Raw genomic sequence first — 12,244 nt, forward strand, 5'->3', positions numbered from 1 at the left:
GTCAGATAGAAGAGTGATTCCAAGGTAAAAAGGCCCATGCAGGGATTGCATGGGCCTTTTTATTGGTCTTGATTATTGGGCTGAATCTTTTAGCAATTTCAGGGTCTGGCGTGGGTCACTTCGGCCAGCATGAACACATGCTCTCCCCAACCAAATTCATCATCCTGAGCCGCGGCCGAGGCATTAAGACTTTGCGCCGCACTGAGCGCCTGCTCCACGGTATCAAACCACCACTCCACAATGTAGCGATAGCCATATCCGGCTGGCGCTTTCTCATCAAGCGTGTTGCAAACAATGCGGCTGGCCTGGTTCACCCCACCAATCCTCCAATGCGGAGGACACAGCACAGGACTCGTTACAGCGCCCTGCCACTCATCGCTGCGCTGCAAAAACCCGATCAGCATGACTTGCTCATTTTGCGGCAGCAAAGCAGCTGAGACATCAGCAGGCATGCGCTCATACAGCACCTGCTGGCGGCACAACACCGAAAAGTTACGTACATAGTCGGCAAAAACGCGCGGCTCGTCGGGGCGCATGATGGCCAGCGTTTCCGGATCGTCCCAGATAGCAGATCCGGCCTCCCGGTCTGCCAGTACCATCAGATTGACCCCGTCATAGTCGGTACTCAGTGCCGATGCATCAACTTGCAACTGGCGTGAACACTGAGCCACTGCCTTCACGCGCTGGCCCACGTTTTTGCACTGCCGCCCCAGCGCAGAATGCTCGCGCCAGGCCTGAGGGAAGTCTGCGGCCGCCAGCGCCGGGTTGCGCCGGGCCAGATAGATCATCTTCCACACCGTAGGCTGGTTTTCTTCTTTCAGCATTTCTTCAGCCATCTCACGCAGGCACAGCCACGGGCGGATGTGCCTGACGATAGGCCCTGGGGTAGTAAGCCAGCGCTCGCATAAACGCCCACACCCCCGGCAGCAACGTGCACATCATGACTACCAGCGCATAGCGCAGGCCCTGTCCTTGCCAGACCGTATTGAGCACATCGCTAAGCCAGCCAGCAGCAATCGGCCCCACTCCATTGCCCAGCAAGGCACCCGCCATCAGCACCATCGCGCTGGCCGTGGCGCGGCGCTGCACAGGCACCACCAAACTCAGCGCCGCATAAGTCGCAGGCGCCCACCAGGCTGTAAAAAAGGAATAAATGAGCATGCAGGCCAGCGAGAGCATAAACAGCTCATCACTCACCAACAGATAAGCCAGTCCGAAAAGTGCAGCCAGGCCTACGCCGATGACGGGAATCCGAATCTGCCAACGCACATCGCTGCGGGCCAGTCTGTCCGTCAGCCAGCCCGAGAACAGGCTCCCCGCCACTGACAAAAGTGCGGCCACCGCAGAGATACCGCCCGCCTGCTTGAGACTCAAGTCAAAACGCCGCGCCAGCAGCGCCACATTCCAGGAGCCAATCGACAAGCCCGCTATCAAAGCGCAAGCAGCTCCCACAATCAGGAAGCGCGTTACAGGCTCATTCCATATTAATTTGACGGCAGATTGCGCCGGTTTCTCAGCGGTATCCGCATCGCTCGCAGCGGCCTTTGTCAGTGCCCTTGCAGGCTCATGCACCGTAAAGCGCAGAACCAGTGACAGCAGCACAACGCACGCGCCAATGATTGCCAAGGTCACCCGCCAGCCCCACCACTGCGCAAACAGCGGCCCCAGCAGCAAGGCCAGCAAAGCCCCCAAGGCAGCGCCTACCCCGAAAACACTCATGGCGCGCGAGCGCTCAGACGGCGCATACAAATCGGCCAGGATAGACATGGAAGCGGCACCGCCACCCGCATCCCCCAGCGCAGCGCCCGCACGGGAAGCGGCCAAGCCTCCGGCCCCAGTCGCCAGCGCCCCCAACGCAGCAATACAGCCGCCAATGCCTCGGCACCATGCAATCAGGCCACGGCGCTCATGTCGGTCGGCCAGACGTCCCAGCGGAATGCCCAGCAGCCCAAAGGTCAACGCAAAGCCAAGACCTGTAATCAGGCCAATCTGCAGATCAGAAAAACCAAATTCCTGTTTGATCGGTTGCAGCAGCACCGCCAGAATTTGTCGGTCCATAAAGGTCATGGCAGACAGGGCTGTCAGCAGCGCCAGCACGTAAAGCCGGGAACGGTTGGAAGAAGGAGTCTCTGTCATTGCTATTGGAGTTGTATTTCGCGAGGATCGGCGCGCAGGCAATCTCTACCCGGCAGCTTCCCTATCGTGAAGTTGAGCCCCCGTACTCACATCGTCCCAACGGACGATTCCAATACCCTGTAGGCCCTCGGCGCCACTGAACTCCTAATGTGTGCTGGCTGCCCAAAGCGGCCCTTCACAAGCATTCCAAAAGGAGAGACAAGGTGCCGCACTTTGATATGTTGATTTGCAACGGCAGCGTGGTCGACGGCACGGGTGCCCCGCCGTTTTCCGCCGATGTGGCCGTGCTGGACGGACGCATTGCCGCCATCGGGCATCAGCTCGGCAGTGCATCGCAAACCATCGATGCCACAGGACTTCTGATCACCCCCGGTTTTGTTGATGTGCACACCCACTTTGATGGCCAGGTCACCTGGGACGCACGGCTCTGGCCCACATCACAGCAAGGCGTGACCACCGCCGTCATGGGCAACTGCGGCGTGGGTTTTGCCCCATGCCGCCCCGAAGACCGCGACACACTGATCGCGCTGATGGAAGGCGTTGAGGACATCCCAGATACGGCTTTGCATGAAGGCTTGCCCTGGACCTGGGAGAGCTTCCCCGAGTACCTGAACGCACTCGGAGAACGCCACTACGACATCGACATTGCCGCATTGCTGCCCCATGGCCCGCTGCGGGTCTACGCCATGGGTGAGCGTGCCGTGCGGCGCGAATCCGCCAGCGAGCAAGATCTGCAAACCATGCAGCAACTGGTTAAGCAAGGGCTGGCCGCAGGTGCCGTCGGTCTATCCACGTCCCGCACCATGGCCCACCGCTCCAAATCTGGCAATTTCACGCCCATGTACCAGGCGGTAAGCCACGAGCTGCTGCAACTGGGACTATCGCTGAAGGACTATCCGAACAGTGTGTTTCAGATGATTTCTGACTTTGAGGAAACGGAGCAGGAATTCAGCATTCTGAGCCGCGTCAGCCAGGCCACCGGCCGCGCAAGCACCCTGACGGTGATTCAGTATCCTCACAAGCCCCAGCTGCACCGTGAACTGCTGCAACTTATCACCCAGGCCAACGCAGACGGCCAGCGCATCACCGGCCAGGTACTCAACCGCCCCGTAGGTGTACTCATGGGCTTTGAATGCAGCCTCAATCCGTTTTCCTGCAAACCCAGCTATGAGGCTCTGGTGCATCTCCCGCAGACAGAGCGTATCCGTGCGCTGGGCGATCCCGCCACACGCCAGCGCATCCTTAGCGAACAAGATCTTCAGCCCCATCTGTTCATGGCGTACTTTGGGCACAACTACGCAGGCATGTACCCCTGGCAAGGCGATGCACCTGTCTACCTGCCGCAGTCCGAGGATTGCGTGCAGGCGCAGGCAGATGCAGCGGGCGTCCCGCCACTGGAATGGCTTTATGACTTCATGCTGGGCAACAACGGCCAGGCCCTGGTCTATCTGCCCATGGCCAACTACCTCAACCATGACTGCAGCGCATTGCATGAGCTGCTCAGCCACGCGCACACCGTACCCGCATTGGGAGATGGTGGCGCGCATGTCGGCACCATCTGCGACGGCAGCGCCACCACTTTCTTGTTGACCGAATGGGTGCGCGAGCGCGGTCTCTTCAGCATCGAATCGGCGGTGCAACTGTTGACGCAGCGCCCTGCGGCGCTCTATGGCTTCCTTGACAGGGGCACGCTACAGAAGGGCAAGCTGGCCGATATCAACCTCATCGACCTGAAGGCACTGAAGATCCTGCCACCGCAAATCGTCAGAGACCTGCCCGCAGGCGGCAAGCGCTTTTTGCAGGGTGCCGAGGGCTATCGCTACACCATCAAGTCCGGTCAGATTACTTACCAGGATGGTGTGGCAACCAATGCCTTGCCCGGCAAGCTCGTGAGGCGCAGCGAACACACTGCGTAGGCGTTGATCAACGGCCCGAGCGGGCCGTTGATCAAGGGGTTCAGGTGCCGCCTATATAGTGATCAGTCATCGTCCACGCCTTTACCCCATGCACTTGCACAAGCTTTTGAAACCGCTTCACGCATGGCTCATGCTGCTGAGCTTTTGCGCCATGCCATGCAGCGCACAAGAGGCTGCGGCTTGGGAAAATCAAACCTCGGGCCGCACGTCCATCGCCAATCTGGGAACGGTTCACTATGAGGTGAGCTACAGCAGCGCAGGCTTTGATCACTTTGATTCTGAAATCGTGGTCAAGTGGAATGACAACGGCGCACAAACGCAAACGCTGTACGAAGGCATCTACGACAAGCCGCCCGCCAAGGTCTGGGGTGCCGGGCATTATCTATGCATTGCAATGCAGGCCTGTGCGAGATATTCAGATCACTGCAACCAGCATGTGATTGCACACAGCTATGACGTGCGCGGCAAAGCCTTTGTAGCGCTGGAGTCCGAGAAGACGACGCGCAGAATTTGCAGAGCACCGCGCTAAGAATAAAAAAAAGGAGGCCGAAGCCTCCTTGTAAAGTCCCGTCGTCAGGCGCGACGAACAGGGGGATTGCTCAATGGGTTTGCTGGCTGTGCGCGCCGTTCTCAGACTAGCGCAGCAGCCGTCAGCGGCTGGTTGTCTTGCGCGAAGGCCTTGGCCCAGCGATAGTCCGCCTTTCCTGCGGGGCTGCGCTTGACTTCGGATGCCACAAACACGGCACGCGGCACCTTGTAACCTGACAGATTGCTGCGGCACACTTTCTCAAATTCCTGCAGGTCAAACGTCTGCCCCTGCTGAACCTGCACCACGGCAGCCACCTTGCTGCCCCAGCGCTCGTCGGGCAGGCCGATCACCACCACATCCTGCACAGACTTGTAGCGACGCGCGGCTTCCTCCACCTCCTCGGGATAGACTTTTTCGCCGCCAGTGTTGATACATTGAGAGCCACGGCCCAATACCATGTATTCACCCGAGTTTTCGATACGGGCGCGGTCACCGGTCAGCACCCAACGGCAGCCGTCAATCACCACAAAGGTCTCGGCAGTCTTCTTGGGGTCGCCGTAATAGCCCAGAGGGGTGTGACCGCTGCGCGCCAGAATGCCTTCCTCTCCGGCTTGGCTCAGGATGCGCAGGTCTTCGGAGATCACGCTCAAATCCGCGCGCGGCGCAATCCTCATCAGCCCGGCACTCTCGGGCGTCTTGTCGCCGCCGCCCACCACGCCAGATTCAGAGCTGGCCATGCTGTTGTTGAGCATCAGGTGCGGCACCTGCACCAGCAGCCGCTCCTGCAGATGGCGGGAGAACACCGCACCGCCATTGCCAAAAACCATCAGTGACTTGAGCGGCCAGCGGCCGGGGTGACTCTCCAACGCCTGGATGATTGGCAGGGCCATAGCATCGCCCACCACGGCCATCACATTGATGCTGTGACGCTCGATCAAATCCAGCATATGCACCGGGTCAAAGCTCTTGCGGTCATTCACATAGACCGGGTGACCCGAGAAAAGGCTGATCAACGTCGCCCACATTGCCGCACCGTGCATCAGAGGAGCTGCCGCCAGGTAAGCCAGCGCAGGGCCATGAGCCACCAGTTGCAGCAGTTCTTCAGGTGCCTCAATCGGAGGGCGTCGGAAGTAGTAGCCACCACCACCTAAGGCTCCCATGAACAGAGCCTTGTGCGGCCACATCACACCCTTGGGAAGGCCGGTAGTCCCGCCCGTGCAGAGCATGAAGATATCGTCATCGCTACGGTTCGGGTCGATCAGCACAGAGCTGCCTTCGGCCAGCACTTGCTCATAGCTTTTCACCATCTGGGGCAAGCCTTCACGTGCCTCACCCACACGCAACGCCAGGCGCAGCGTGGGCACTTGAGGGATGACGTCTAATACTGCGCCATCAAAATCTGCGCCGTAAATCAGACCACGCAGATCCAGACTGTTGAACAAACCCAGCAGCTCATCGGCCACATAGCGGTAGTTCACATTGACGGGAATCGCGCCAATCTTGCAGCAGGCAAAAAATGCCTCCAGGTATTCCGCGCAGTTGTAGAGCTGAATGCCGACGTTATCGCCACGGCCGATGCCTCTGGCCCTCAGCGCATTGCCCAGCTTGTTGGCGCGCTCGTCGAGCTGGCTGAATGTGAGTTTCTGATCGCCACAGCCAAAGGCAATGCGCGTCGGCACTGCCTGCACCACCAACTCGAAAATATCTGCCAGATTGAATGTCCGCTTCATGTCTTTGTCTCCGTCTTTCTAATTGATTCAAACCCGATGCACTGCGGCATGCTCAACGACGGCGTCATCGTCAAGCGGGCAACTGCTGCATTCATCGTCCACTTGAACTGAGGGCAGACCCTGAGAGCAAACACCCAAGTTTCCGGGCGCTGATATTGGCCGATAACCGGGTGTTGTCCTACAGAAGTTTTCCTGAGTTGCAAGCCACGCTTTCATGCGCCAAACCATGCTCAAGCGCCTTATCGATATGCGCTTCAAGCTATCTTTTTTGCAGCCATCTGCCGCGCATAAGGCTTGATGCTCCAAACATAGGCCAGCACCCCCAGCACATAAAAAGACAGCATTGATGCAAGTGCCCAGCGCAGTGATTCATTGCCAGCGCGAGCGATAAAGGCATCGCTGAGCAGACCCACCGTCAGCGGCCCCAGACCACCGCCCACCGCTGTCAGAAGCAGGTTGTAGATAGACAGGGATGTGGCCAGACTCGACGATGCAATCACATTGGCCAGCGCCGCAAAAGCAGGAGCCGCCCAGAAACTGGAGAACACCGCAAACAGGCCATACCAGACAATCGCATGCGGAATCTGCAGGCCCGCAACCACCCATTTCTCGGGCGAATCGTCAAGGTAGAACGCCAGCCCCAGCGGAATCGAGATCAGCGTTGCCAGCATCGGAATGCCGATCTGCCAGCGCACATCACGCTTGGCCATCACATCGGTAATCCAGCCACTGAGCAAGGCACCAAGAATCGCGCCCGGCCCACCAATGAAACCCATGATGGCCCCGGCATCCTTGAGCTGAAGTCCGTGAGAGCGCACCAGAAATGCGGTGTTCCACATACCAATGGCGTAGCCTGAAAACGCCATCACCATGCCCGCAAGGCCCAGGCCCACAAATGCCTTGTTACGGCGCAGAGCGCCCATCACATCCGAGAATTTTTCAGCCACTGCAGCAGTTGCAGCCCGCTTGCCCAATGCCTCCTGCGCACCGCGCAGGGGCTCACGGCAAGTCAGGCGCAGCACCAGGGCGATCAGCACACCAGGCACGGCCAGCCACAAAAATGCGGCACGCCAGCCGTATTGCTGGGCAATCCACGCCCCGACACCCAGTCCGACCAGCGAGCCCAGATGCGGGCCCAGACTGAACACACTCATGGCGCGGCTGCGTTGCTCTGGCGGGTACACATCGGCAATCATGGTGGTTGATGCTGCCGTGCTGCCTGCCTCGCCTACGGCTACGCCCACACGTGCGGCGGTCAGACTCCAGAAGCCCACCGCCATGCCGCACAAAGCCGTAGCAATGCTCCAGCCGCCGCAGCACCAGGCAATCAGGTTGCGACGGTTGGTGCGATCGGCAAAGCGGCCAAAAGGCACGGCCAGAATGCTGTAGAAGAGCGCAAAGGCCAGACCGGTGAGCAGACCCATGGCACTGTCCGAGACGCCCATCTCTTTCTTGATGGGCTCAATCAGCACACCCATGATCTGGCGGTCAATCATGCTCATGCCATAGACAAGCAGCAGCACAAACAGCAGGTAATGGCGACGCCAGCCCGTCACATTGCTCACCGCCCTCGGCATGGCAGAAACAGCTTTTGGCACATTGGCCGCAGCAGATGCACTCATATCCTGTCTCCTTTTAAGCCGTGATCTCTGCCACGTTTCATTGATGGAATTTTCTTGACCCGGCCTGATAAAAAACGCGGCGCTCCGTGGCGGGGTCAATGCCCCGGCGCGCCGCGCGAAGTCACTAAGCAACCAGCTCGCTAAAAGGCATATCCTTGTCCGTTCGGGTCTCGGGGGCCAGACCCAGCACGCGCTCGCCAATGCTGTTGAGCACCACTTCGTCAGTACCACCTGCAATGCGCATGCCCGCAGAGCCGAACCACAGACGCTCGACCATGGCAAAGCGCTCGCCCAGTTCGCTGGCCGCCAGCACGCCGCGCTCGCCCAGCAAATCGATGGCGAAATAGCTGAACGCCTGCAGCGCCGCAGCGGCCACATTCTTGGCACCGCTCATCTCTGGCCCGGGCTGGCGGCCCTTACTCAGCGCCGTCAGCGCGCGGCATTGCAGCAGCCACAGTGCCTGCTCTTTCAGGTACAGATCGGCCCAACGTTCACGCATACGGCCGTCCTGCAACGCGGGTTTACCTTGAAACTCGTAGTCCGCAAGCAGACCCGCCGTAGTGCGCCACAGCTCGGCAGGGATTACGCCGCCAATGGCCAGTCGCTCGGCCATCAAGCCCGTCAGGGTGACCTTCCAGCCACCACCCAGCTTGCCCACCAATTGGCTGTCGGGCACAAACACGTTCTCGAAGAAGACTTCGTTGAATTCAGACTCGCCGCCAGCCTGACGAATGGGGCGCACGGTAATGCCAGGCGATTTCATGTTCAGAAAGAAGGTGCTCATACCTTCAAACTTGGACGCCAGCGGGTTGGTGCGCGTCAGCACCAGACCGAACTGGGCAAACTGCGCCAGAGAAGTCCAGACCTTCTGGCCGTTGATGAGCCAGCCCTCGCGGCCATCCGTAGCGCGTTCGGCGCGGGTGCGCACCATGCCCAGATCAGAGCCTGCACCGGGCTCGCTCAACAACTGGCACCAGAGGTTTTTACCGCCCAGCGCTGGTGCCACATGCCTACCCAGCACTTCAGGGCTGGCATGGGCCATGACCGAAGGCAGTACCATGCCCAGACTGACGTTGAACATGCCAGTAGGCACCTTGACCTTGCCCTCTTCCTGGCGCCAGATCAGCTCTTGCATGGGCGTTCCGCCACGGCCACCCAACACCTTGGGCCAGGTGATGGCGCCAAAGCCGCCTGCCGCCTTCTTGCCCTGCCAGATACGGGCAGCCTCCATGCGCTGCTCAGCCGTCATGTCGCGGCCAAAGTAGTCATCAGCACTGGCCTTGGGTTCGGCATTGAGCTGCAGCCAGGCGCGGCATTCAGCGCGAAAGGCGGCCTCTTCGGGCGTATCTTCAAAGTCCATGGACTGGCTGTCACCCTCTGCCATGCTTTGAGCCACCTTCTCTTGCGCAGGTTCATCCATGCGCTTTTGCAGCTCGGCAGCAACCTGCTCACGCCAGGCGTGGATATTGCCCAGTTCCACGGCCTGCTGACGCGCACGGCGGTAGAAAAGGTGGCAGTCCAACTCCCATGTGTAGCCCATGCCGCCGTGGGTGTGCAGGCTTTCCTGCGCCGCATCGGACAGCGCCTGTGTCGTGCTCACACGCGCAGCCGCAGCGGCAGCGGCCAGATCTGGCGCACCAGCGGCCTGCGCCATGTCTGACGTCAGCGCCCATGCGCCGTAGTAGCAGTGGGCACGCGCCAGCTGGTTGTTGGTGTAGAGGTTGGCCAGCTTGTGCTTGATGCCCTGGTAGGAGCCAATGGCACGGCCAAAGGCCTTGCGCTCCTTGGCATAAGCGGCGGCCATCTCCAGTGCTGCATCGGCCGCACCCAGCTGCTCAAACGCCAGCATAACGGCGGCGCGATTGCGCACACGTGTCAGCACCTGAGCGGCGCTGGCCGCGCCATCCAGCAGCTCGGCAGCCGTGCCGCCAAAACTCAGAGATGCATAGGGCTTGGAAGGATCCAGCGTCTTGAGCGCCTTGCGCTGCACCGAGGTATCGAATTGAAAGGCCACCAGCACATCAGCGCCAGCCGCATTACGCGCCAGTGCCACGCCCCATTGCGCAGCCATGCCGTCAGCCACCAGCAGGCATTCGCCCTTCAAGGTCTTGCCATCAAACACTGGCAGATCTGCCAGCGGTTTCTGACCATCCGTAGGTGCTGCCAGACAACCAATACTTCCGCCAGAAACAGGCTGCAGCCATTTCTGGCGTTGCGGTGACTGCTCTTGCGTTGATAGCATCAGGGCCTGCACGGCAAGATACATGGTGGAGGCCAGTGGCACGGGGCTGAGCTGGCGGCCCACTTCTTCGGCCACCACGCACATCTCCATGGCTCCTAGACCAATACCGCCGCAGTCCTCGGGCAGCATCAGGCTGGTCACCCCCAGCTGCGCCATTCCGTTCCACACGCCTTGCGCGTAACGGCCTTCACCTTCGAGCAGTGCGCGTGCCTGCGTCAGCGGTGATTCCTTGGTCAGAAATTTGCGAATCTCCGTACGCAAAGCATTCTGGTCGTCACTGAAATCAAAGTTCATTTCTTCTCGTCTCCACAGATTTCTCTAAGGCTCACACCACTTCAGCCGCGCCCATCGAACTCAGCACTGTCGCAGCCATCAGGCCCGACACATCCCACTGCTTGGGTGCTGGCGGCAGCAAGCCAAGCACCAGATCGGCCCCCTTGTCACCAATCACCACCGAAGCCGCATTGGTGTTGCCCGACACCAGATGTGGCATGACCGAGGCATCAATCACGCGCAGGCCCTGCACGCCTTTGACCTTGAGGTCCGGCGTCACCACCGTCATAGCATCATGCGGCTGGCCCATGCGGCAGCTGCCGCTGGCGTGGTGACCCGAGCCCAGATACATGCCAATCCAGTCCAGCAGTTCTTCATCGCTTTGCAGGTTTGGCCCAGGGCGGGTCTGCGTCTCGATCAGCCCCGCCAGCGCGGGCTGCTGGGCAATCTTGCTGGCCATACGCACACCGTAGAGCAAGGCCTTGCGGTCACGCTCATCGTGCAGAAAGTTCATGCGGACACTGGCCAATTCTTCAGGCTTGCTGCTCTTGAGCTTGAGCACACCGCGCGAGTACGGCCGCACCTGATACGGCGCCAGCGTCATGCCCGGAAAGGCTTCAGTGCGATAGTTCTTGCCGCTTTGCATATAGCCTTCGATATCGCCCGTCACGGGCAGGCCATGCAGCTGAATATCGTTGTAAGGCAGGCTGGGGTCGCTGCTGAACCAGGCTGCAAATTCAGATGCAGGCATGGCCATGGCCCCCTGCTTGGTCAGCAAGTACTTGATGAGCGAAGCGCCAATACCCATGCCGCGAAACGACTGATTGAGGCTGGGCGTTCCCGCCTTCATGCGCCAGGACATGGGCGCGATGGCATGGTCCTGCAGGTTAGCACCCACGCCGGGCAAATCGACCTTGACCTCAACCCCCATCTCGCGCAGATGCTCTGCCGGACCGATGCCCGAGAGCATGAGCAACTGCGGCGACTGCAGCGCGCCGGCGCACAGCAAAATTTCCTGGTTAGCACGCGCGCTGTGGCTGCCGCCCGCCTTGTCCTTCCAGTTCACGGTCGTAGCACGCTGGCCATCCAGACCAATGCGCGTAACCAGCACCTGCATGCGCACATCCAGATTGCGCCGCTGCATGGCGGGCTCAATCGCGTTCTTTGCCACCGATGAACGCTGACCATTTTTGAGATTGACCTGAAACAGCCCCGCGCCATCCGGGTGACCGTTGTTGAAGTCTGTGCATGCCGGCATGCCGGCCTGAACAGCGGCCTTCACCATGGCCAGCGATACCGGGTGCGGGTTCTTCAAATTACTGGCCGTCAGCGGCCCGCCCCGGCCATGCCAGGGCTTGGTAAATGCTTCATCATCGCTTTGCTGATCTTGGGTACGCACAAAGTACGGCAGCAGTTCTTCATAGCTCCAGCCCGTTGCACCCTGATCTGCCCAGCTGTCGTAATCGACCCGGTCGCCACGGATATAAATCATGCCGTTGATGGAGGACGATCCGCCCAGACGCTTGCCGCGCGGCAGGCTGATGCGGCGGCTGGCCGCATGCAACTCAGGCTCTGTCTCGTGCCCCCAGGAATAGCGGGGGTTGTTGATCATCTGCCCCCAGCCCGAAGGCATGCTGACCAGCAAGTCCTTGTGACTGGCCCCGCCTTCCAGCAGCAAAACCTTGTGTTGACCGCTCTCGCTGAGCCTTGCTGCCAAGGTGCCACCCGCCGAACCAGCACCGATGACGATGTAATCAAAAACTTCATCCATGGCTTGTCTCCATTGATTTATTGAT

The 12,244-nt window shown here is 59.9% G+C and carries 8 protein-coding genes; 2 read left to right on the forward strand and 6 right to left on the reverse strand.

Annotated elements, in window-relative coordinates:
* Positions 1–98: 98 nt before the first annotated feature.
* On the reverse strand, positions 99–824 hold the full coding sequence (locus CLU84_RS14020; RefSeq protein WP_233210058.1) for an EthD domain-containing protein: 726 nt from the start codon (positions 822–824) through the stop codon (positions 99–101).
* A 13-nt stretch (positions 825–837) separates the two neighbouring features.
* Positions 838–2,136 carry an MFS transporter gene (locus CLU84_RS14025; RefSeq protein ID WP_099737687.1) on the reverse strand — a complete coding sequence of 433 codons (1,299 nt, stop codon included), beginning with the start codon at positions 2,134–2,136 and terminating at the stop codon, positions 838–840.
* A gap of 203 nt (positions 2,137–2,339) precedes the next feature.
* Here CLU84_RS14025 and CLU84_RS14030 point away from each other — a divergent pair, with 203 nt between their 5' ends.
* On the forward strand, positions 2,340–4,052 hold the full coding sequence (locus CLU84_RS14030; protein WP_099737688.1) for an amidohydrolase family protein: 1,713 nt from the start codon (positions 2,340–2,342) through the stop codon (positions 4,050–4,052).
* Positions 4,053–4,182: 130 nt separating this feature from the next.
* Positions 4,183–4,581, forward strand: coding sequence for a hypothetical protein (locus tag CLU84_RS14035; protein WP_233210059.1), 399 nt, complete (start codon positions 4,183–4,185; stop codon positions 4,579–4,581).
* Positions 4,582–4,682: 101 nt separating this feature from the next.
* On the opposite strand, the gene CLU84_RS14040 is transcribed toward CLU84_RS14035, so the two are convergent.
* The 4 genes from CLU84_RS14040 to CLU84_RS14055 all read right to left on the reverse strand — a co-directional run bounded on the left by CLU84_RS14040 (position 4,683) and on the right by CLU84_RS14055 (position 12,219).
* The gene (locus CLU84_RS14040) at positions 4,683–6,311 is read right to left on the reverse strand and encodes an AMP-binding protein (protein WP_099737690.1); all 1,629 of its coding nucleotides are present in this window, start codon (positions 6,309–6,311) and stop codon (positions 4,683–4,685) included.
* Positions 6,312–6,565: 254 nt separating this feature from the next.
* On the reverse strand, positions 6,566–7,933 hold the full coding sequence (locus tag CLU84_RS14045; protein WP_099737691.1) for an MFS transporter: 1,368 nt from the start codon (positions 7,931–7,933) through the stop codon (positions 6,566–6,568).
* A 124-nt stretch (positions 7,934–8,057) separates the two neighbouring features.
* Entirely contained in the window at positions 8,058–10,469 is a 2,412-nt protein-coding gene (locus CLU84_RS14050; protein WP_099737692.1) for an acyl-CoA dehydrogenase, read from the reverse strand.
* Positions 10,470–10,500: 31 nt separating this feature from the next.
* On the reverse strand, positions 10,501–12,219 hold the full coding sequence (locus CLU84_RS14055; RefSeq protein WP_099737693.1) for a GMC family oxidoreductase: 1,719 nt from the start codon (positions 12,217–12,219) through the stop codon (positions 10,501–10,503).
* Positions 12,220–12,244 lie beyond the last annotated feature (25 nt).

The organism is Comamonas sp. 26 (assembly GCF_002754475.1).
GTDB lineage: Bacteria > Pseudomonadota > Gammaproteobacteria > Burkholderiales > Burkholderiaceae_C > Comamonas.